The organism is Bacillus sp. SSR7 (genome assembly GCF_055902415.1).
On the sequence record NZ_JBVVXV010000006.1, the window covers coordinates 154,556 to 177,685 of the forward strand.

Annotated in this window: 23 protein-coding genes; 2 read left to right on the plus strand and 21 right to left on the minus strand. The window is 34.5% G+C overall.

From position 1 onward, the window contains the following. Nucleotides 1–259: 259 nt before the first annotated feature. From cydC to AC0NJG_RS13860, 9 genes are all read right to left on the minus strand, one after another. Nucleotides 260–1,984, minus strand: coding sequence for a thiol reductant ABC exporter subunit CydC (gene cydC / locus AC0NJG_RS13820; RefSeq protein WP_308901065.1), 1,725 nt, complete (start codon nt 1,982–1,984; stop codon nt 260–262). 2 nt (nt 1,985–1,986) lie between these two features. Beyond that, complete coding sequence (gene cydD, locus AC0NJG_RS13825; RefSeq protein ID WP_308901063.1) at nt 1,987–3,702, minus strand: thiol reductant ABC exporter subunit CydD; 1,716 nt, start codon at nt 3,700–3,702, stop codon at nt 1,987–1,989. Further along, nucleotides 3,702–4,718: a cytochrome d ubiquinol oxidase subunit II gene (gene cydB, locus AC0NJG_RS13830; RefSeq protein WP_087952901.1), complete on the minus strand. Its 1,017-nt coding sequence runs from the start codon at nt 4,716–4,718 to the stop codon at nt 3,702–3,704. The genes cydD and cydB overlap by 1 nt, the downstream gene beginning before the upstream one ends. Further along, nucleotides 4,705–6,108, minus strand: a complete 1,404-nt coding sequence (gene cydA / locus AC0NJG_RS13835) for a cytochrome ubiquinol oxidase subunit I (RefSeq protein WP_000448877.1) — start codon at nt 6,106–6,108, stop codon at nt 4,705–4,707. The genes cydB and cydA overlap by 14 nt, the downstream gene beginning before the upstream one ends. Nucleotides 6,109–6,713: 605 nt before the next feature. After that, on the minus strand, nt 6,714–7,769 hold the full coding sequence (locus tag AC0NJG_RS13840; RefSeq protein WP_087952902.1) for an LLM class flavin-dependent oxidoreductase: 1,056 nt from the start codon (nt 7,767–7,769) through the stop codon (nt 6,714–6,716). 120 nt (nt 7,770–7,889) lie between these two features. Beyond that, nucleotides 7,890–8,333, minus strand: coding sequence for a MarR family winged helix-turn-helix transcriptional regulator (locus tag AC0NJG_RS13845; RefSeq protein WP_087952903.1), 444 nt, complete (start codon nt 8,331–8,333; stop codon nt 7,890–7,892). Between the two features lie 154 nt (nt 8,334–8,487). Next, nucleotides 8,488–8,808 carry a carboxymuconolactone decarboxylase family protein gene (locus AC0NJG_RS13850; RefSeq protein ID WP_140168467.1) on the minus strand — a complete coding sequence of 107 codons (321 nt, stop codon included), beginning with the start codon at nt 8,806–8,808 and terminating at the stop codon, nt 8,488–8,490. 4 nt (nt 8,809–8,812) lie between these two features. Beyond that, the gene (locus AC0NJG_RS13855) at nt 8,813–9,217 is read right to left on the minus strand and encodes a tautomerase family protein (RefSeq protein WP_087952905.1); all 405 of its coding nucleotides are present in this window, start codon (nt 9,215–9,217) and stop codon (nt 8,813–8,815) included. A 40-nt stretch (nt 9,218–9,257) separates the two neighbouring features. Further along, nucleotides 9,258–9,797 carry a DUF4865 family protein gene (locus tag AC0NJG_RS13860; RefSeq protein ID WP_474063150.1) on the minus strand — a complete coding sequence of 180 codons (540 nt, stop codon included), beginning with the start codon at nt 9,795–9,797 and terminating at the stop codon, nt 9,258–9,260. Between the two features lie 120 nt (nt 9,798–9,917). Between AC0NJG_RS13860 and AC0NJG_RS13865 the strand changes: the two genes are divergently transcribed. Next, complete coding sequence (locus AC0NJG_RS13865; RefSeq protein ID WP_087952907.1) at nt 9,918–10,706, plus strand: LysR family transcriptional regulator; 789 nt, start codon at nt 9,918–9,920, stop codon at nt 10,704–10,706. Between the two features lie 98 nt (nt 10,707–10,804). Here the strand turns inward: AC0NJG_RS13865 and AC0NJG_RS13870 are convergent, their stop codons facing one another. The 9 genes from AC0NJG_RS13870 to AC0NJG_RS13910 all read right to left on the minus strand — a co-directional run bounded on the left by AC0NJG_RS13870 (nt 10,805) and on the right by AC0NJG_RS13910 (nt 19,159). After that, entirely contained in the window at nt 10,805–11,758 is a 954-nt protein-coding gene (locus tag AC0NJG_RS13870; RefSeq protein WP_140168475.1) for a branched-chain amino acid ABC transporter permease, read from the minus strand. A 49-nt stretch (nt 11,759–11,807) separates the two neighbouring features. Then, nucleotides 11,808–12,668 (minus strand): branched-chain amino acid ABC transporter permease, encoded by an 861-nt coding sequence (locus AC0NJG_RS13875; RefSeq protein ID WP_087952910.1) that lies wholly within the window; start codon nt 12,666–12,668, stop codon nt 11,808–11,810. Nucleotides 12,669–12,689: 21 nt separating this feature from the next. Beyond that, nucleotides 12,690–13,391: a branched-chain amino acid ABC transporter ATP-binding protein gene (locus tag AC0NJG_RS13880; RefSeq protein WP_001196686.1), complete on the minus strand. Its 702-nt coding sequence runs from the start codon at nt 13,389–13,391 to the stop codon at nt 12,690–12,692. Beyond that, nucleotides 13,369–14,142, minus strand: coding sequence for an ABC transporter ATP-binding protein (locus AC0NJG_RS13885; protein ID WP_474063151.1), 774 nt, complete (start codon nt 14,140–14,142; stop codon nt 13,369–13,371). The genes AC0NJG_RS13880 and AC0NJG_RS13885 overlap by 23 nt, the downstream gene beginning before the upstream one ends. A gap of 90 nt (nt 14,143–14,232) precedes the next feature. After that, on the minus strand, nt 14,233–15,450 hold the full coding sequence (locus tag AC0NJG_RS13890) for a substrate-binding domain-containing protein (RefSeq protein WP_061182825.1): 1,218 nt from the start codon (nt 15,448–15,450) through the stop codon (nt 14,233–14,235). 181 nt (nt 15,451–15,631) lie between these two features. After that, nucleotides 15,632–16,627, minus strand: coding sequence for a 3-oxoacyl-ACP synthase (locus AC0NJG_RS13895; RefSeq protein WP_001020508.1), 996 nt, complete (start codon nt 16,625–16,627; stop codon nt 15,632–15,634). Then, a complete protein-coding gene (locus tag AC0NJG_RS13900) occupies nt 16,627–17,043 on the minus strand; it encodes a MaoC family dehydratase (RefSeq protein WP_001976845.1) in 417 nt (138 codons plus the stop codon). The genes AC0NJG_RS13895 and AC0NJG_RS13900 overlap by 1 nt, the downstream gene beginning before the upstream one ends. 4 nt (nt 17,044–17,047) lie before the next feature. Further along, a complete protein-coding gene (locus AC0NJG_RS13905; RefSeq protein ID WP_087952916.1) occupies nt 17,048–18,538 on the minus strand; it encodes an o-succinylbenzoate--CoA ligase in 1,491 nt (496 codons plus the stop codon). A 15-nt stretch (nt 18,539–18,553) separates the two neighbouring features. Further along, nucleotides 18,554–19,159 (minus strand): TetR/AcrR family transcriptional regulator, encoded by a 606-nt coding sequence (locus AC0NJG_RS13910; RefSeq protein WP_001290800.1) that lies wholly within the window; start codon nt 19,157–19,159, stop codon nt 18,554–18,556. A gap of 354 nt (nt 19,160–19,513) precedes the next feature. Between AC0NJG_RS13910 and AC0NJG_RS13915 the strand changes: the two genes are divergently transcribed. After that, the gene (locus AC0NJG_RS13915) at nt 19,514–20,509 is read left to right on the plus strand and encodes an S-layer homology domain-containing protein (RefSeq protein WP_173601401.1); all 996 of its coding nucleotides are present in this window, start codon (nt 19,514–19,516) and stop codon (nt 20,507–20,509) included. Nucleotides 20,510–20,618: 109 nt separating this feature from the next. On the opposite strand, the gene AC0NJG_RS13920 is transcribed toward AC0NJG_RS13915, so the two are convergent. From AC0NJG_RS13920 to AC0NJG_RS13930, 3 genes are read right to left on the minus strand one after another with little or no spacing between them, the layout of a single operon-like run. Beyond that, nucleotides 20,619–21,542 (minus strand): CobW family GTP-binding protein, encoded by a 924-nt coding sequence (locus AC0NJG_RS13920; protein ID WP_048551979.1) that lies wholly within the window; start codon nt 21,540–21,542, stop codon nt 20,619–20,621. After that, nucleotides 21,543–21,659 (minus strand): hypothetical protein, encoded by a 117-nt coding sequence (locus tag AC0NJG_RS13925; protein WP_001987043.1) that lies wholly within the window; start codon nt 21,657–21,659, stop codon nt 21,543–21,545. It lies immediately after the preceding gene. After that, on the minus strand, nt 21,649–23,085 hold the full coding sequence (locus AC0NJG_RS13930; protein ID WP_087952918.1) for a flavin monoamine oxidase family protein: 1,437 nt from the start codon (nt 23,083–23,085) through the stop codon (nt 21,649–21,651). The genes AC0NJG_RS13925 and AC0NJG_RS13930 overlap by 11 nt, the downstream gene beginning before the upstream one ends. Nucleotides 23,086–23,130: the final 45 nt, after the last annotated feature.

The window sequence follows — 23,130 nt, forward strand, 5'->3', positions numbered from 1 at the left end:
ATACATTTGCCATCCATCAAAAAAAAAAGAATAGAATATTTATTTCAAAACAAAAAATAGCTCCACCATTAGGCGTAGCTATTTTTCCATTACATACTTAATAAAGTGAAACTTTAATCAGTGGGGGTTTTCTTCATCCCCCACTGATTATCAGCCCTCACCAATCGGACTTTTAGGGGCAGCCCGCCCCCCACCTAACTTCTTTGCTTTCGCTGAATTTTGAGGTGGAGGTCTTACTGCCCATTAAAGTCGGATAAAATTATATTCCTTTGTCTAACTCATAAAGCATACGATACTTTTTGTTTTCTTTCAGAAGTTGTTCATGACTACCTTGCATCACAATTTGACCACGATCAAGGAATATTACTTCATCAACATGCTCCATTCCTACAAGATGGTGCGTAATCCAAATTACTGTCTTTTCTTCCGTTGCAGAAAACATCGTTTCTATTAAAGATAATTCTGTCTTTGGATCTAAGCCGATTGTAGGTTCATCTAGTACAATGATTGGTGCTTCTTGCATTAGCGTTCTTGCAAAAGCAACCCGTTGTCTTTCCCCACCAGAAAATCTTTTTCCCATCTCATGCATTTTTGTTTGTAATCCATCTGGAAGAGAAGCAATATGCGAAGCTAATTGTGCTTTCTCTAAAGCATTCCATATCTCTTCATCCGTTGCCTCTGGTTTGCCGATTCGAACATTATTTCCAATTGTCGTATCGAATAAATGCGGCTTTTGATTCAATACAGAAATATATTTTGATAAAAGATTCGTGTGAGCATGTTCACTATTCAATAAAACTTCACCATGTAACGGGCTTAGCGCACCTGTTAACAATTTTAACAAAGTAGATTTTCCTGTTCCGCTTCTTCCTAAAATGGCGATTTTCTTTCCTGCCTTTATTTCCAGTGATACTTCTTTCAATACAAATTCATTGCTATCTGGGTAACTATACGATACATGATTTAATTCAATGTCTATATGTTTTGATGCAACATAATCTTTATCTCCATGTAATTCCTCTTCATCCTGTAAAACACTATCACCTTCTACTTGATTTAGACGATGAGCAGATTCTACATATGATGGAATTCGATCGATAGCATCTGAAAGAGGAATTAATGCGTTTGTGACAGATAACGTCATTAAGACGAAAGCCGCAATAACGGTAGGAGCAATTTGTTCTCTTGCTGCCTCATTTCCAGTCCATATAATCATTGAAATAACTACAATACCCACTACTAATTGAATAATACTGTCCCGAATATGATTCCAACGCTTCATTCTTTTTTCCGTTTTTAACAACTGAGCATTTTGCTTTACATACTTATCAATGAATTCATCTTTTCTACCACTTGCTTGCCAATCAGATAATCCAAAAACAGCATCTGTTAGTTGTTGATACAAACGGTTTCTTCCTTGTTTTAAAGTAACGTGATGTTGCTTCATTAAAAGTAACGATACAAATGGAAGCAGAAAAACGATAATAGCTAACATACACCCTGCAATAAGTGCAAACACTACGTCAAATGTACCGATAACAAGTACGAATATGCTATATACAACTAATGCTAATATGCTAGGAAATATTGTACGTAAATATAAGTTTTGCAAATGCTCTATATCTTCGGATAATATCCCTAACATATCGCCCGTTTGAAATCGTGAACGAAAAAATAACGCCTGTGGTTCTACTATTCCATATAGTTTCGTTCTCATCTTTTCTAATATGCGTAGTACAACATCGTGTCCAACTAAACGCTCTAAATAATGAAATACCGCTTGCCCTATACTAAACGCACGTGTTGCAACGATAGGAACATATACAGCCATTACATTTTCTGGTCTAAGAGCAGATTTAGAGATTAAATAACCTGAAATGAAAAGTAGCATCGCACCTGAACTAACTCCAAGCAGACCAAGGAAAATAGTTACAGTCATTCTACCTTTGTTTTGCTGTATATACGGTTTAATCCAGTTACTCATCTCTATCCCCTCTCTTTCCTGTGAACATGTAATGCCTCATTCTTTACAAGTTCTTCATACGTTCCGCTTTCTATCATTTTCCCTTTATTTAAAATAAGAATATGATCCATTTGTTTCATCCAGTGAAGACGATGTGTTGCAAGAAATACTAACTTACCTTCAAACAGACGTAACATTGCTTTCTTTATTTCAAATTCAGTTTCAATATCAAGATGTGCCGTAGGCTCATCTAATAAAATAATTGGCTTTTTACTTAAAAGTGCACGCGCCATAGCGACACGTTGTTCTTGTCCGCCACTCAGCATACGTCCACCTTCTCCAATTCTTTCATACATTCCATTTGGAAGCGATGTAACGAGTGAACGAAGACCGACTTCATTAATAACCCTTTCCACTTCTTCATCAGTTGTATTTGTTTCATAGAAACAAATGTTATCTTTTAATGAAAGCGGGAAAATATAAGGTTGCTGCGGAATATAAGCAATATTCTTTTGCCACTCTTCACGAGTAGACCCGTCAATTTCCACTTCATTTACAATCATTTTTCCACCCGAAGGAGTTAAAAATCCAGCTAATACGTCGATTAACGTCGATTTCCCTGCCCCACTTTCACCAATTACACCTATAGCACCGTTTCCATTCCAAGTAAAATCAATTCCCTCTAATATAGCTTTTTCAGATTGATCATTCTTTACTTTTACATCTTGTAATTTCAAGTTACTAGAGGAATTCCATATTAGATCTACATTAGATTCTTTCTTCCCTATTTCTTTTTGTTGCTGTAAAATCTCTTCTATTTGCTCCATTGCAAGTTGTCCATCTAACGTAGCATGATAATTTGCTCCAACTTGTTTAATCGGCAAGAAATATTCCGGAGCTAAAATTAAAATCGTAAGGGCTGGCAATAGTACAATTGTCCCATCTATTAAACGTATCCCTAATCCGACCGCCACAAATGCAATTGATAAACTCGTAAAGAAATCTAATGCAAAAGAAGAAAGAAAAGCAACTCGCAAAGTACGCATCGTTGCTTTTCTATATCTTTTACTTACTTTTTCAATCTTTCCTTCGTGTTGTTTACTTTGACCTAAATACTTTAATGTTTCTAATCCTTTTAACGTATCTACAAAATGATTAGAAAGAACACGATACGTTTCATATTGGCTATCCGCCATTTTCTGCGCTGCTAATCCTAGTAGGATCATAAAAATAATTACTATTGGAATCGTTACAACTAAAATGATTCCAGACTCAATATCTAGTGTAAAAACATATAGTACAATTAGTCCCGGTACGATACTACTTCTTATCATTTTAGGAATTGTTAATTCAATATATGTTTTAAATTTCTCAATACCCTCTATCGATAAGGTAACCAGATGACCTGTTCCAACAGTTTGAACATACCGTGGACCTAATGTGAAATACGCCTCTATTAATTGTTTTCTCAGTAGCGATCCTGTTTTTTCAGCAAAACGTTCAACTAATATTTGCGATATTCGAACCAATATGTGACGTACTGCAAACGTGATTCCAAAATACACCGTTTCATTTAACACAGATTGTACTGTTTCTCCCTGAAATAAAAACGTAATAGCCCTCGCTAAAAACACTGTTTGCGCAATAATACTTATAGCTTCTAAAATGCTAATGATTGTTAAAACTACATATAAAACTCGGCTACCAGGATACGACGGAAGTCCTCTTTTTCTTTTCATTAGTACTCCAAATCTTTATCTGACTTAACAGGTTGTCTAAACACATAGAAACTCCATATTTGACTTCCCAAAACAAATGGCAATATAGCAATTGAAAAATACGTCATCAGTTTTAGTGCATAATCTCCTGATGCTGCATTATAAATTGTTAAATCGTATATTGACCCTAACGAACTAATTAAAACACGTGGGAACATGCCGGCAAACACACTCGCACTTAGTAAAATGATTGTTAAACTCGTCATAACGAAAGCCCAACCATCTCTTCTTCTTTTATTTAATAATGTTGACGCGCATAATGCTACAAAAGCTCCAATCGGAACCATAATCCACTCTGTACCATGACCAGTGAATATATCTGTTTTCCATAACCCTACACCCGCAAAAACAAGAAGTACTATAATTGCAAGTGGTGCAATTTTCAACGCGGCAATACGTGCACGTTCTCTTAACTTACCTGTTGTACGTATAGTAAGGAATTGCAATCCGTGAACAATACATAACAGAAGGAACATAACTCCTCCAAGTAATGCAAATGGATGAAGTAATTGTAAGAATCCACCTACAGCATTTTTCGTCTCATCAATTGGAATACCTACCATAAAGTTAGCAATGGCAACTCCCCAAAGGATAGGCGGTAGTAAACTTCCTAAAAACATACCCCAATCCCAAAAGCCTTTCCATTTATGATTATCTATTTTCGCACGGAATTTAAAGGAAACACCTCTAATAATTAAAGCAAGAAGCATAAATACAAACGGAATGTAAAACCCACTAAATAAAGTTGCATACCAATGCGGGAATGCCGCAAACATAGCGCCACCTGCACAAACAAGCCATACTTCATTCGCGTGCCAAAATGGACCAATTGTATTTAAATATATTCTTTTCTCTAAATCGTTTTCTCCTAAAAACCTTGAAACTATACCTACACCGAAATCGAAACCTTCAAGTACAAAGAAGCCAACGAATAAAACTGCAATAATAATAAACCACAACTCATTAAGAGATAACATACTCATCCTCCTTATCAAATGGATCATGGCTTTGAGAATCCTGTTTCGCTTTCTTATTCTCATGACCTTTAATGATACGAACGAATAAGTAAATAGTAATTCCACCTATAATTAAATATAGTGATGTGAATGAAACTAAAGAGAATAACACTTCCCCGAACGTAACATTTGGAGATACAGCATCTTCTGTTTTCATAACACCGAAAACTACCCAAGGCTGACGTCCCATTTCAGTCATAATCCATCCTACTGTATTACCGATAAACGGTAGTGAAATTGCATACACCATTAATTTTAAATACCAAGTTTTTTCAGCTAATCGATCTTTTCTTGATAAGAACCATCCGTACGCTCCTAGAAGAAGCATAAATGTTCCACTCATTACCATCGCTCTAAAGCTCCAGAACATCGTGTGTACTGGTGGAATATAATCTCCAGGCCCATATTTTTCTTCATATTGCTTTTGAATTTGGTTCATACCTTCTACTTGACCACTAAATTTATCAAATGATAATAGACTTAGCATATACGGGATTTGAATTTCAAACGAATTTTCTTTCTTCTCTGCATCAATTTTCGCAAATACTGTAAATGGCGCTGGATCTTCACTCGTATTCCATAACGCTTCAGCTGCCGCCATTTTCATTGGGTGTGTCTTAATTAATTGTTGTGCTTGCGCATGACCGAAGAATAATACAAGCGCAGTTGTAAGTGTTCCAACAATGATAGAAATACGGAACGATTTTTTAAATACCTCAGTTTCTTGCGCTTTCGTTATTTTCCATGCACTTACACCTGCAATAAAGAATGCACCAGTTGCAATTGCCGCTGTAATTGTATGCGGGAATTGCACCCATAATTGTGGATTTTGAATAATTGCTAAGAAATCATTCATTTGTGCACGTCCATCTGCTGCCATTTCATATCCTACTGGCGATTGCATAAATGCACTTGCAGTTAAAATCCAAAATGCTGATAACATTGTTCCAATTGAAAGGAGCCAAATACATAATAGATGAATTCGCTTCGGTAATTTATCTTCACCGAATACCCATAACCCTAGAAATGTAGACTCAATGAAAAATGCTAATAAACCTTCAATCGCAAGTGATGGACCAAACACATCACCTACGAAACGTGAATATGTTGACCAGTTCATACCAAACTGGAATTCTTGTAAAATACCAGTTACTACACCTACCGCAAAGTTTACAAGGAATATTTGTGTCCAAAACTTCGTCATCTTCTTATAAATTTCTTGTCCCTTTACCACATACAACGTTTGCATTAGCGCAATGATAAAAGCTAAACCAATAGACAGCGGAACAAAAAAGTAATGGAAAATCGTTGTTGATGCGAATTGTATTCGTGCCAATTCGAGCGTTTCCATACTACAATCACTTCCTTCATAGTTTTTATAATAAAAGTTAATTGAGCAATCTTATCAAACTCAATTATTAAGAAATACGAAAAGACAAAAATATTTTGTATGTATTGTCGAAAAATATGAAGTTTCAGTTTTTCAAACTATTGTAATGCTATTTTTTACCTTTTCACTATTTCTGTAGTGTTTTATTCGTTAATCGAATTGTATAATATACCTGCATAGTAAATTCAGCTGATTTTTGACGTATTATTGACATCATTTTGTCTGAAATATGTCTTTTGGTATTTTTTTGAATTAGATTTTTCTCATCGATAAAATGTGTTTTTTTAATATGAGACTTATCTTTGCATCAATAAAATAATCGTTTTTCTCTTTATACACTTGACTTTTCCACAAAAAAATGTCCTATTAACCAATGAGTAAATTCGTTATTTTTTTGTCAAGAGAAAATTGTATTTCTAAAATTCAAACACAAAATAATGTTATTCAAAAATAGAAAACATACTCCCTCTTTCTAGACTAAAAATTCATTTTATTGTCATTTTTTTAAACTAAATTCATACATAAAAAAATACCGAGAATCGATTAGACCCTCGGTATTTTTCAAATTATTTTGCTGTATGTTTTCTAATAGCCGGTAAAATTTCAGTAGCAATTAATTCAATGTTTTTCTCAATTTTATCAAATGGTACACCACCAAAATCAATTTCTGCCATAAAACGTTGTTGCCCAAACAATTCATATTGGTAAAGCATTTTTTCGATAATTTGTTGCGGGCTACCAACCATTAACGCGTCACGGTAATCTATTGCATTTGTAAATTGTTGTTTCGGATACCCACCACCGCGTAGCGTAAGCATACCAGCATTAATATGAGGATAGTATTCACTAAGTGCATCTTGTGAATTTTTTGCTGTGTAAAATAAACTCGTTGTTGCAACTGGCAAACTCGCTGGATTAAATCCACTTTGCGCAGCCGCCTCACGGTAAGCATCTACTGATCCTTTAAAGTTAATAGCTGGGCCACCTAGTGTTGTTATCATCATTGGTACACCTGCACGTCCTGCTTTAATCGCACTAGCTGGTGGGCCACCAACTGCACGCCAAATCGGTAAGTTATTATTTTTAGCTCTTGGAATAACCGATGCATGCGCAAGCGGTGCTCTGAACTGTCCATTCCATGTTACATGTTCCTCTTTATTGATTTTTAATAAAAGATCCATCTTCTCTTCAAATAACTCTTCATAATCATTCACGTCATAACCAAGTAAACTATATCCCCCAATACGAGATCCACGACCAGCCACAATTTCTGCACGTCCACTAGAAATCAAATCAAGTGTAGCAAAGTCCTCGTATACTCGTACCGGATCAGATGTACTTATTATCGATGCTGAACTTGCAATTTTTATATTTTTCGTAGCTTGTGCAATCGCCCCTAAAATCACTGTATGAGCTTGCGTTGTAAAATGCGTTTGATGACTTTCACCGACAGCAAATACATCAAGTCCAGCTTCATCTGCTAACTTAGCTGTTTCAATTAATTCATGAATTCTTTGTTCCGCACTAATTTTCTCTCCATTATGCGGATTTAAAACATGATCCCCAATCGAATATAATCCAAACTCCATTCCTTTACTTGTATCCATGCGGTATTTTTCCATATTTGTTCTCTCCTTTAATAAAGTGTTATTCGTTTCTCTTATTAAAACGTTGGTAAGTCAAGTGTATATCGCTATTATTTACACCATCACTTGACTAATCAATTGATGGTGTAAAAAAAATTACTCATGTGGTAATTCTTTTTTTTCGCTATGCTTATGAACTTTCGTCATTAGCTCGTATAATATTTTCTGCTCTTCTTCATTTAATACATCATCAAAAAACGAAGATTGAAATGCAAGTTGCTCTGGCAGTGCTTTTTCTAAAGCTGCTTCCCCTTGCTCTGTAAGACTAATTGTTTTCGTTTTCCAGTCTTGTTTTCGCACAATATATCCTTCTTTTTCAAGACGTGTTAACATTCGAGAAATACCGCCTTGTGTAACAGTTACCTTTTCAGCTAACTCCATTTGTGTTAGTGGTTGATACGTACGTATTTGCAAAAGCACATCAAATTGAGCAGTCGTTAAATCAAAACGTTTTAAAAACTCATTTGACATCTGATTACTTTGGTTCGTAAATCGTATTAAACGTAACCATATTAATGATCCTATCGTATTATCACGCATGTTTGATCACTTCCTATCGTGAATCTTACTATCACTTTACTACGCAAGTGATAAAAAAGCAAGAGAAAACGTGAAAAATATCTCATTAAGAGTATTGCATAAATAATGATAAGAAAGAATTCATGTTTAAATGAATTCTTTCTTATCATTATTCTTAACTTTCCATTTCATTCATTGCTATATGTAAAGCTCCCACTGCTTTGGGCCAACCAACATAAAAAGCCATATGTGTTATTAATGCAATCAATTCATTTTCTTTAATTCCATTTTGTTTGGCCAGTCGCAAATGAAATGGTAATTGTTCTGTCTGATTAAGACTAATTAATGCCGCCACTGTGCATAAACTTCTTTCTCGTAATGTTAAAGTGTCATCCCTCCACACTTCCCCGAACAGTATCTCTTCACTATAATGTGCAAATACAGGTGCCATTTCTCTCATTTTCTTTTGAATACAATATTCAATGGATTCATTCATTATTTCACTCCCCTTTCATTTTTACCAATTGCGCTAATCCTTGACCAAACGACCAATTTTCAGCAACTGTCTCGGTTAGAGTAATAAAAATGTCTGCACTTTTTATACTAGAACATTCAGAAACCTTCGAGGATATCGACTGATATAGATCACTTTTCTGTTTTATCGTTCTTCCCGGTCCACATGTGATAGAAACATACATCATATTCTCTGTTCTCTTTTCTCCTCTTTCTAATAAATAATATGGATTATATAAAAAGTGATTTTGTTGATAAGGTAAAAACATTTGAAAAAAATCATTTTCAGGGATGTTAAAATGTTCAATTAATGAAAGATGAATACATTCACTTATCTTTTTCAATTCTTCATTTAATATATTTTCATGATAATAAACGTTCACAAAAGGCATACATTTTCATTCCTTTTCTTAATCTAACTTCAACATACTTTCATAGTGAAATGTGCAAAATCTCATATACTGTAACACCTTTACTCGCTGTAATATCAGGCTTCTCTTCATAAAAATTAAACTGGCTATATCCCCATTTATCTGGATTATATACTATTACATTTCCTAAACAATTTTCTACCTTTTGATCCACAATGATAGATTGAATCCCACTCAATGATTCACTTGGAGAAATACTTCCTTCATATTCAACAACATATCTGCATTTCTTAAAATCATTTTTTACATTAACAACTAATGGAACACCTATATTTATTTGTTGCCATCCAAACGATTGTAAAATATTATCGTAATACCCTTCAAAGATAAATTTGTTCATTCCTTCATGGCAATTCCAAATATATAAAGGTGCATAACAGTTATAGAAATTTCCGTCCTTATCTGCCTCAGTAATTAAATAAGCTTTAAAATTCAGGTCTTGAAAACCATCCGTTTTATACCCATTATCCTTTACCCTTTTCTTAATAATCTCCATATCATAATCTTTTGGCAAAATGACCTTATATTGCATTCCATTCATGTTTATCACTCACTTTCCATCTTATATACACAATGATAAACCGATGATTAACTAACGTAAAATAGGTATAAATTATGTTTGGTATCATTTATAATGATATCGTATAAGGGGCTGTGATAAATGGAAATAAATGATCTTATTATATTCAAAACTGTGGCTAGCGAAGGTTCTATTAGTAAAGCTGCGAAAGAGTTAGGGTATGTTCAACCGAACGTAACTGAGCGAATTAAAAAATTAGAACAAGAGTTAGAAACACCTTTACTACATAGAGATAACAAAGGCGTTTCTTTATTACCTTCTGGTGACATTTTATTAGACTACACAAATCAAATATTAACACTATTAGAAGAAGCGAAAGATAAAATTAAAACGAGTGGGTCTTCTTATATAATCGCGACGTCACAATCGATTTTAACTAATTATGTAAGTAAGCGCATTAAAGAAAATTTCAGGAATTATCAAATATATGTAGAAAATAGTAGTCATTTGCAAAAATTACTGCAACAACAAAAAGTTGATATGGTCATTACTTATGAGGATTACCCGGACACAGTGTTTAAAAAAGGATTTTCCACTTCAATTTCTATAGGCTTATTAAAAGCGAAAGAAAAGTGTACCATTGACTTTTCAAAGGAACTCTTCTTCGTTAGTAATGACAAAAAGTGCCCTTTTAGGAATAAGACCATACAATTTCTAAAAGAAAATAATTTATCTCAGCGTCAACTTCAACAATTAGATTCTTATTCGCTTATAGAAGAGTTTATTCAGGACGGAAAAGGAATAGCCTTTTTACCGATTAAAAATGATAAATTAGTACCAATTGAAAATGTTCCAATTGAGAAATTAGCTGTTCATTTCTTTACGAATCAAAGTTCTTTCAAACAAATCCCTGATGAACTATTTGATTAATATAATAGCTATAAACGAACTAAATTTACATACAGCAATAAAAATCCCTCCTTTACGAATCTAAAAGAGGGATTTTCATATTCTATACAATTGATTTTTCACACATTTTGCTCCACTTCTGCACTTTTCTCCTTCTTATTCCGTTTCATATTCTTCAGTCCCTTAACCGTGCCAACTAATCCTTTCGGGAAAACTAGCAATACGATAATGTACAATAAACCGAGAATAATCGTCCATCTTTCAAAAATCGGATACTCTGTGGCTAGTTCTGATAAATAATATTTCAGAGATTCAATAATTCCAGCTCCTGCAATTGCTCCAATTAACGTTCCAACGCCTCCAATCATTGTCATCAATAATGCATTTAATGTCATTTCAATTGAAAATACAGCTGTATTAACAAAGCGTAAAGTGATAACAAATAAACCACCGCTAATCGCAGCTACTACTCCTGCAACAATGCTAGCAATAATTTTATAATGAAGAACTTTATATCCTAGTGCTTCAACACGTTGCTCATTTTGTGAAATTGCCTTTAATACTTTTCCAATAGAAGATTTGGTGAAAAGACGTAACAGAACAAAAATGATAAGTAAACATATAAGTGTTACATAATAAAACGTAAAACGATCACGGAATACGTCTGGTACACCAAATGTAAAACCATCCCCTCCATGAGTAAGCCCGCGCCATTTTTCAGCAAGTACGAAAAATAACTGTGAAATAGCAAGTGTTAACATTGCATAAAAATGACTTTTCAGACGTAAAGAAAGCAAGCCGATTATATAACTAACAATTGCTGAAATGATGATTGCAGCTACTAGTCCTATTAAAAAGTTTGTTATAGATACTCCTTGCCGATCAAATAAAAGCGCTACGCTATATGCTCCGATTCCAAAGAACATACAATGGCCGAACGATACAATTCCGGTATATCCAAGCAATACATCAAAACTCATTGCAAAAATAGCAAAGATGAAGATTTGAGTGAACAAAATTAATAAACTCCGTGAATCATTTACGAATGGAAATACACTTAAGCAAATGAGCATACATACTCCGAAGTATACTTTAATTCGATTTGATGTGTTGTTCACCATTTCACCCCTTTTCACCAACAAGTCCGTTTGGCTTCACTATTAAGAAAAATAGTAACATTAACATATTGATTGCAAGTGATAAATCCGGTATAAAATATGCTGTAAAAGCACCCGCTAATCCGACAATTAAAGAAGCAATTGCCGAACCTTGCACGCTTCCTAATCCTCCAATGATGACTACTATGAAAGCCAAAATCGCATACTGCATACCCATCTCGGCGAAAATAACGCCTGAATACGGTGCTAATAAGAAGCCTCCCAACGCTGCCATTCCTGCTCCTAATAAAAAGACGAAAGAAAATATCGCTTTTACGTTAATACCGAGCGCTTGAACCATCTCTTTATCCATTACACCTGCGCGTATCATAAGACCTATCTTTGTTTTTTTGAGTAATAATAGTAATGCAATGTATATGATGATCCCAATTATGATAACGAATAGACGATATTTAATTAATATAACGCCTCCGAATGTAAAACTTCCTTGTAGCCATAACGGTAATTTCGCACCAATTGGATTAGGTCCCCAAAATATTTTAATACATTCACTAAGTACAAGCATTCCTCCAAGCGTCACAAGAAGCTGGCGAACATGATTGCCATATACCGGTCTAATAAGGAATCTTTCCAAAATGAACCCAAGGAACATTCCCATAGCTATTGCTCCAATTAACGCTAATACATAACTACCTGTCATATTAAATAGCCAAACACCTGTAAACGCTCCCCACGCAAATAAACCACCATGTGCAAAGTTTAAAACGCTCATTAAACCGAAAATAAGTGAAAGACCTGATGCTAATAAAAAAATGAGCATCCCTGTTGAAATCCCATTTACAAATAAATTGATTAACACATCCATCCTTCTCACCCCGGATTCATGTTAAGAGATTCCTAAATATTTGTGACACATTTCCTTATCCTCTTTTAATTCATGCATAAAACCGTTATGAACAATTTTTCCGTTATCCATAATATAAAAGTAATCACCAATTTGACTAGCCATCATAAAATTTTGTTCAACGAGTAAAACTGTTGTTTTCTCCTTCATTTTCAAAATAGCTATCATTAATTTTTCTATCATAATAGGAGACAAGCCTTTACTCGGCTCATCAATAAGTAGTAAACCATCACTATTAATAAATGCTCTTGAAATTGCTAACATTTGCTTTTGTCCCCCGCTTAGGAGTCCGCTTTTTTTGTGCCAAAATTGCTTTAAATCTGGAAATAGTTCAAGCATCCATTCTATTTTTTCTTCCGCTTCTTCACCCTTACCTCTAGCAAGAGCGAATGTTTCTTCTACTGTCAGATCGTGAAAAATACCTTGATTTTCTGGTACATACCCTATTCCTTTCCTTGAAATTAAATGTGTAGATAATCCATTTACTTGTGTACGATCGTAATAAATTTCACCATGTGCGATATGATGAAATCCCATAACCGAACGTAATGTCGTAGTCTTCCCTGCCCCATTTCTTCCAAACAGTACAGTAATCGTTCCTTTTTCAACAGCAAGAGACACCCCTTGTAAAATATGAAACTGATCTAAATACGTCTCTATATTATTCACTTGTAATAGTGCCACTATATAATCCCCCTAAATAAGCACTTTGTACACGCTCATCTTTCATCATTTCTTCGGGTAAACCTTCAGCCAATAACTCTCCATGAAATAAAACGATAAGATGGTCTGACAAACCTAGTACCATATCCATTTTGTGTTCAATCAGTACAATTGTACTCTCTGGATGTTTCTTAATATTTTCAATCACTTGTAATATAGCTGGGACTTCCTCAACCGAAATACCTGCCGTCGGCTCATCCAGTAATAACACATCTGTTTTTAAAGCTAATAACATTGCAAGCTCTAACTTTCGTTTTTCTCCATGCGCTAAATCTTTCGCTAATACATGTTCTTTCTCCTGAAGTAATACTGTTTTTAAGAAACGTCTCGCCTCTCCAACTTGTTGCTTTAATTTTGCTGGACTCGGGAAAAAACTATAGTAATCTTGTACGAATGATTGAACACTTAAACGGACATTTTCAAGTACCGTTAACTCTGGGAATATATTTGTAAGTTGAAAAGAACGACCAATTCCTAATCGAGTTCGATCTGAAATTGATAAATTTGTAATCTCTCGTCCTTTAAAATATACTTCACCCTTTGTTGGAGAAATTTGTCCACTTAGTAAATTAAATAACGTTGTCTTTCCTGCACCATTCGGTCCAATAATGGAAATGAGCTTTCCTTTTTGTACTGTTACATTCACATCATTAATAACATGATGCTCGCCAAAAGATACACTAAGATTTTTCGTTTCTAGCAAATGTGTCACGAAATCCCTCCCTTTAAAGCTTTCAGTATGAAAGCAATACGTATAAAGAGGGTATCCCCCTCTTTATACAAAAACAACAGAAAATTCAGTCTATTTATTTTGAACTGGTGGTTCTGTCTCTTTCATCGTTAATTCTCGCTCTAATACTGGCACCGGATAATCAACACCATCTTGTTTTTTCAATGTGATAGAATAAAGCGTCTGCATCGCTTGATGATCCTTCTCTCTAAATTTCATCTTTCCTTTCGGTGTATCAAATTCCATTCCTTCCATTTTCTTAATTAATGTATCTACATCTGTATCACCTTTTGTTTTCTTTAAAGCTTCTACAATTGAAATTGCCGCTGACATTCCCCCTGCTGTAAATAAATCTGGCACCGCACCATTAAATCGTTTTTTATGTTCTTCCACTAACCAATCATTCACCTTATTTTTCGGGAGTGTATGATAATAAACAGAAAAACCTTGCATTCCTACTAACGCATCCATCGTTTTTAATGCTGGTATATCTGGTGCACCTGTAGAAATTTTAATACCTTGCGCTTCCACATTCATATCTTTCAACTGTTTCCAAGGTGAATTTGCCCCTGCCCAAACGATAAATAAATAATCCGGTTTTGAACTAATGATATTTTGAATATTTGCAGTGAAGTCAGTCGAATTTGTATCTGCATATTGCTCGTTTACAATGTTCGCACCTAATTTCTTTGCTCCAGCTTTAAACGCCGCAATTCCTTCACGGCCGTATGCGTTATCTTGTGCCAACGTCGCTATTTTCACATCTTTTTTAGCGATTGCCGCCGCACCAGCGACTGCATCTTGAGATGAATTTCTACCTGTTCTAAAAATATATTTATTCCAGTTCTTCCCGGTAATACTATCCGCTACTGCTGGTTCTACAACCATTATTTTTTCGTACTCTTCAGCTAGTGGTAAAACCGCTAATGTATCACTTGAACTAGACGATCCGACTAAAAAATCGACTTTCTCTTCTTCTAATAACTTCGTAGCTTTTTTAACCGCTACATCCGCTTTTGTTTCCGTATCTTCTACAACAAACTTAATCTTCTTCCCTTCAACTTTGCCAGTTCCACCAGTTGCATAGTCTAACCCTAATTCAAATCCGTTCATGGTTTGTTTTCCATATGATTCTAATGGACCTGTTAATGAAGCAAGAACACCTACCTTAATCGTCTTGTCACCCTCTGTACTTGTTTTCTTTCCTGAACAAGCTGCGGTTATTAATAATGAACCTAAAACACAACCAGTAGCCATCATTCTTAGCCATTTACGTTTTTTCATCGACATTGTGATCCTCCCCATACTTTACTTTCTGATAGAATCAAACACGCCAAAGTTACCCAACCGTAATTATGACTTTTCCTTTGAATCATACAAACAAATCCGTTGAGAAAATTTAATGAAGTACCACTACATTCGCCACCCCTTTCCAAATACCTCCATTTCTCATATGTTCATTTCGAATTTTTCACCACCTAATCACAGTAGCTGCCCACGTATACCCAGTCCCTGCACTAACTACTACTGCAATATCTCCGGCCTGTAATTTTCCCTGTTCATTTGCAAAGTGAAGACCAATGCAAGGATCAAGCGCTGACATATGTCCATAATGATCTAAATATACAACTTGTTCTTCTGCTAGCCCTAGCCCCTGTATCAATTCTATTAACATAGAACGTTTTGTATGCAGTGGTAACAATACTTTAATATCTTTAGGAGTAAATCCACTTTTTCTTAACGACTCCCGAATAACCTTGTCAAAATTAGGAGTTGAAATCCTGTCTAGACGTTCTTTCATACTAATAGGATCTATTACATCAATATAATGCTGTCGATTCTCAACTGTATCGTAGCTCGCAACCTGCTTCGATCCACCTGCTGGAATACGAACATCTTCATGAAATGAACCATCTGTTATAATCGCACTTCCTAATATTTCACCGTTTCTAGCGTCTTTTTTCACTAAAGCTGCACTTCCGCCATCAGCGAAATTAAACATAAAACGCGAACGTGGATTATCATAATCTACAATTTGAGATTCTTTACATCCACCTACTAATAATATATTTTCAATTGAGTTATCGGAGTAGAGCATATCTTTTGCGACTTTGAGAGCAATAGGAAAGCAAGAACTAACATTCATAATTTCAAAAGCATAAGCATTTTTCAATCCAAGTTCATGCTGAATTTTTGGGGCACTAGACCATACGTGGTAATCTTTATGTGGACTGCCAAAATAAATGACTACATCAATCGATTGAGGATCTATTTTTGATAATATTGGCTTTGCAGCAGCAATAGCTAAATCTGATGCATGCATCGTTTCATCTGCGACATGTTTTTCATATAAACCAAACTTTTCTATAATAATTTTCTCAGGGATGCCTGTTTTCTTAGATAGATCTGCAGCCGTCTCTACGTCTTTTGGGAAGAAAACACCAGTCGATTCAATCCCAATATTCATTAGACTACTCCCCCTTCTTTTGGCACCATCATTGTAGCTACACCTGTTAATACTAAATCTCCTTTTTGGTTATGACACTCTGTTAACAATTTCAAAACTCTCTTTTCTATCATAAATTCTTGTACTGTAGCCGTTGCTGTAATTGTATCTCCTATAAAAACTGGCGCTGTAAATTTAATAGTTTGCTCCATATAAACGGATCCTTTTCCAGGTAAATGAATACCAAGCAATTGCGATAATAGACTAGAAGTTAGTAAACCATGTGCTATTCTTTGATTAAATCTAGTTTTTTTCGCATACTCATGATCTATATGGATCGGATTAAAATCCCCACTTAAACCTGCAAATAATACAAAATCCGTTTCTGTTATTGTTTTACTACATGACGCCTTTTGACCCGTGCTATACATCGTCATCTCTTCACCTACTTTTCAATTGATTTGTTAACTGTGCTTTTTGAATTTTACCAGTTGCATTTTTAGGCAACTCTTTTAGAAAAATAATCTCTTTCGGTATTTTATATTTTGCTAGAAATAAACGACAATGTTCAATGACTTCCTTTTCAGTTAATACACTGTTACTCTTTTTCACAATAAAGGCGATTGGAGTCTCTCCCCACTTTACATGTTTCCTACCAACGACCGCTACCTCATATACGTCCGAAAGCTTATTAATGACTTGCTCTACTTCAAGTGGATAAATATTTTCACCACCGGAAATTATCATTTCTTTTTTTCTACCGACAATGTATACAAAACCCTCTTCATCAACTTTAGCTAAATCTCCCGTATATAACCAACCATCTTGAATCGTTTCTTTTGTTGCATCTGGCCGATTCCAATACTCTTTCATTACATTTGGCCCTCTTATAAGTAACTCTCCAACTTCACCAATCTCAACTTTATTTTTGTTTTCATCAATAAGTACATAATCACAAAACAAAACTGGTTTCCCAATTGAGCCTACTTTACGTCTTGCATCTTCTTCTGAAAGCATAAATACGGTTGGTGATGTTTCAGTCATACCAAAGCCTTGACCAAATAAAAATCCTCTATTTATAAATTCTCTCATCAACTCTGCTGGACATGGAGCACCACCGTTATAAAACCAGCGAACTGATTGTAAATTTGTAGTTTCGAACTTTGAACAATTTATTAATGCTTGATGAATTGTAGGTACTCCCATCACAACAGTCACTTTATGTTTTTCTATCATAGAAAGAGCTTTGGTTGGCTCAAATTTTCTTGGAACAATGATTACACCGCCTGCAAATAAAGTTGGAAATGCGAATAAGCCTATACCACCAATATGAAATAAAGGCAATAATACAATAGAGCGGTCATGCATAGTTAGATCAATCGCAAATGTATTATTAAGCGCATTCCAAAACATATTTTCTTGTGTAAGTACAGCTCCTTTCGGTTTTCCAGTTGTCCCTGAGGTATAACATATAATAAAGGATGCGCTTTCATTTATCTCTACAAAGTTAACAATTTTTCTATCTTCTATTTCTTTTAAACTTGTAATCGAAATAACTCTTTGTACATACGATACCTTCTGCATTGACAATGCCATATTTTGAAATGTTTCCTCTACAAATAAAACTGTAGTTCCACTATCTTTCAACTGAAATATAAGTTCATTTTCTGTTAACCGTATATTTAGTGGAACAGCAATACATTCTACCTTTGCTATAGCAAACAAAAGCACAATATATTCCAAGCTATTTTGCGATAAAATAGCTATCCTTTCTCCTTTTTTCACATTTAATTCGTAAATGAAATATGCGGCTACTTTACTTACATACTCATGTAACTGCTTATATGTCATTTCCTCCTCTTCTGTAATAATGGCAATGCGATCTGGATGTAAATAGGCCCGTTTTTCAATCCAATAAGCAATGCCTTGCATATGTTCCCCACTCCCTTATCTCTTTCTCAATCCTTCAAATATTAATGACATCGCTGCTTCAAATACATCTTCTGGAACATCTTTCTCTTCCCAATACCCCCATCGCATACCTAGAAATTGCCCAATTGACATAAGACAATACGCAATTGTTTCTGTATCAAGTTGTTTAAACTCTCCTGCTTCCATACCAGCTGATAAACTTTTTAAAAATCCATTTGCGAGCTTTGCATAGTACCATCTATATAAATTATCATCAACTACTACCGCCTGTTGTACAATGTTATATAGATTAGGACGATCTTTCACCCACCGAAAAAATGCCTGAAAACCTCTTCTTTGTGCCTCTTCATAACTTGATATCCCCTTCATTTCTTCTTTAATAATTAAGCGTAACTCACGGTTCAATCTGCGAATCAATTCATCAAATATATCTTTTTTAGATGGAAAGTAATTATAGAAAGTTCCGTGCGCTACCTTTGCTTCTTGTGTAATATTCACGATAGAAGCCTCGTAATACCCTTTACTACCAAATACTTCTTCTGCAGCACACAATAATTTCTCTCTCGTTTCTAATCCTTTTGTTGTTAGGTTTTTTACATCCATTATTATTTTTTCTGACACCTGAATCACCTCTTAGATTTGATTATAAATATATTTCCGAATTTTACAATTATTATTGTTAGACAAAATCTGCAACTGTCTTTCTATACCCCAATAAAGATCGGCTTCTTTTGACTAACTATTAATTAATGAGCATTTTATAATGCATTCCTAATCAGAATATATAAACGCCCGTCAGTTGAATTTTTTACACTTCCCACCCTCTCATAACACCATATACATTTAAGAAATATTATGAAAATAAATCCATATTTTACAAAATCGAAATATCCTAATATAATATATAAATGATTATCACTTATAAGTATCGGATATGAGTGAGAAAAATTTTTTATATACCTAGGAGGAATCATAATGAATTTTAAACATGTACTCGCAACAGGTTTAATTACCGCCACATTATTTGGTGCAACGAATGCTCATGCACAAACTGAACATTTCATTGATGTACCAACGAATCACTGGTCTAAAGATTCGATTGACCATTTAACTGAGCAAAAGATTATTAGTGGTTATGGTAACGGAAAATTTGGATTTGGGGACAATGTAACTCGTGGACAAGTAGCTGCGATTATTTCAAGATACTTAAAACTAGAAAATACCGGATCTACAAATAAACATTTCTCTGATATTCATGGGCATATGTTTGAAAACAATATTAAAGCAGTTGCTCAAAAAGGACTTATGACAGGGGACAGTAACACTGACAAGTTTAGACCTGATGATACATTAACTCGATATGAAATGGCTGTTATCTTACAAAAAGCATTTCATCTACCTGTAAAAACAAATGACCTTTTCTATGATGTCCCAAATAATCATTGGGCAACAAACTCTGTTCGTTCATTGTATAGTAATGGCATTACAAAAGGAATTGGAGACTATAAATATGGCGGAGAAATGAATGTAACAAGAGAACAATTTGCAACGTTTATGTATAAAGCAATTAATGTAAACCCTTATTTTATTCCTGATTCTATTCCTGCAAAAGATGAGGATAAGTATAAAGAAATTGAGAATATACTAATTGATTCTGGATTTTTAAAAACCGATTATAACTATGTATATACTAAAACTGGTCAAACATATGATGGCATTATGTATTTTAATTTTTCTCCCTATGATGACAGCGCATATAGAATGTCTATTCATAGTGATGATTCTGTATTAAACGAGCCGGTGAAAAAAATTCTAAACACACTACTACCAACTAAAGCGGATAATCTGTACAGTCTAATTAAAAACCCTACTGCAAGCTCTCGAACAACAGAATTAGATGGTCGCAAAATTGAATTTAGAAGAGACTCTAGTACTAGTGTAAACGTTTCTCTTGGAAAACGAAAATACTAAAAGAGTGACTATTTAAAATGAATACAAGTATCTATATGCTTATTCATAAAAAATAAAAGACTGCCCCATAAGTCGTTTTCAGCAACTTATGGGGCAGCTCCCTTTAATGTTAGTTAGAATTAAGTTCCACTTTCTCTAACCCTTCAGCCAATTGGTTCTTATCTAGCCCTTCCCCTATTACTACTAAGTTCGTTGGGAAACCGAAGTCTTGTTCCAGTAAAGTCGGCACTCCGAACGAATATTGGAATAGGTGAGGGTATTTATCTCCATGGAATTTTACAAAACCTTTTACACGATAAATACTATCTGGTAAGTTCGAAAGCCATTCATATAATTTGTCTTGATCAATCGGTTTCGTAAATTGATACGTCATCGTTTGTATATGTAAATGCTGTTTTACATGTAGTGTCTCATGTTCCCCATCATTCGTAAATTCAGCTTCCTCTATGTCTTCTAAAGATATATTACAATATTTTGTTTCAAACAATTTTGCATGATTATTTATTGCTTTCACTTCTTCAATTACTTTGTTCTTATCCGCATCTGTTAGTAAATCTGATTTATTAATTAAAACATGGCTACCAAACTTCAATTGCTCATGCAATAATTGCTGAACATTTGCACTTAATATACTTCGATTTAACCACCTTACTGCATCTAAAACGACTACTATTGATTTCACTTCTAAGAAAGGTGCTAAAATTGGTGATACACATGCATCTAACACTTCAATTGGATGCGCAACACCTGTCGTTTCTATATAAATGACATCTGGTCTTTCTTGTTGATATAACGAATGTAATTGTATTTCAAGCTCTTCTTTTAATGTACAACAAATACATCCTTTCAGAAGTTCTCTTAAAACATTCTCTTTTCCAATAATATCTGTATCTACCGAGTATTCACCAATCTCATTCATTAATACTGCAACTTTTCTATTCTTCTTTTTCTCTGCTAACAATAAATTTTGTAATAATGTTGATTTTCCGCTACCTAAAAAACCACCTAATATATGAATCTCCACTTTATTCATTCAACCGACCATCCATTTCTTTACTTCAAATGTATTCAAAGCGTAATAATTACGATTTATATTTATCATTTTATTAAAAGAATGACCATTTGTAAATATAAGAGATTCACTGTTCATTTACTTCATATGCAACTCTAACTCCAGACTCTATTGCTCCTTGCATCCATCCGTGTGTTAATGTCGTATGCTCTCCTGCAAAGTGTACTTTTCCAGATGGTGGTGTAATATACGGAAATAACTCGAGCTCTTGGCCTGGTTCGAAAGCTGTAAATGCACCGCAAGAATACGGATTTTTACTCCAGCTAAAAGATGTTCCAGTGATAAACTCACTATAGACGATGTCACCGTATATTTCTGCTAAATTTTTTAATGCGTAACGAATACGATCTCTTTGCGGGAGACTATCCCATGTTAATGCCTCATCTGCCCACGTATAACTTGCTATAACGATAGCTGGTCCTGGAGTATGAATGCCATAACTCGGATAGTATGTAAACCGTATCGGTAAATCAGTCATAGATTTCCCACCACACTGTCCCGCTTTCTCCCAAAATCTACTTTTAAACTCTATTGCAATTTTAGTTGCAGCAATATAATTTAATTCACGAATTGCCCGTCTTTTAAAATAAGAGAATAAATGATATGGCTGAACTTCTACAAATCTTAACGCTGAAAATGGAATTGTAATAATAGCAAAATCACTTGTTATTGTAAATTGCTCTAACGTTTGTTCATGATTTCCTTGTAACATTACTTTATTATCTTCTTGTATAATTTTATCAACCTTATACTGCATTAAAATATGTTCCCTTAATTGTGGTAAGAATGCATTCGATAACTTATCCATTCCACCAGTTATTTCATAATATTTCGTTGTTGAAGTAAAGAAAATCATTTCACGTAATACTTCAATTAAGGACATTCCCATATAAGCTTCCATATCAAGAAGTACCCCAATCATATCTATTGCACCATCTGAATAATACTCCATTAAAAATGAACCAAGCGAATACGTTTTATACTTTTTTTCAACGATAAGCCAATTTTTATCAGGATCCTTCTTAATGTAATTTAGTATTGGTTCTAATACCTCAAGCATTAGCTCTTCTGCCGTTTTTCCTCTTTCTTTATCCAAAACCGGATATTCAAGTACACTTGGATCATTTTCAAACACATTCAATCTTGTTTGAATGTTATTCGTATAAATGATATCTGCAAAAGTTTTATTTATAAAAAGGTTTAAAGGTAGTTTAAATTTATGAATATACGCTAAGGTTAACTTATGGGTATCAGGGATTCTCATCGGTCCAGCATTAAAATATAAACCCACACTAAATGGTTCCCGAATCGTATGCACCCTGCCACCTATTCTGTTATTTGCTTCTATAATCGTTACTTCATGCCCAGCCTCTTTTAATAAAGAACCTGCAACTAATCCAGAAATCCCTGCACCGGCAATCGTAATTCGTTTTGGGTTATTCTTTTTAACAAGCCCTGCATGAATAATATGAAGCATTTCTTCCATTGTTAATGGGTTCCCCATGCCATTTCCCCTTTTACAAAGGATTTTACTGAATTATATTCGGTT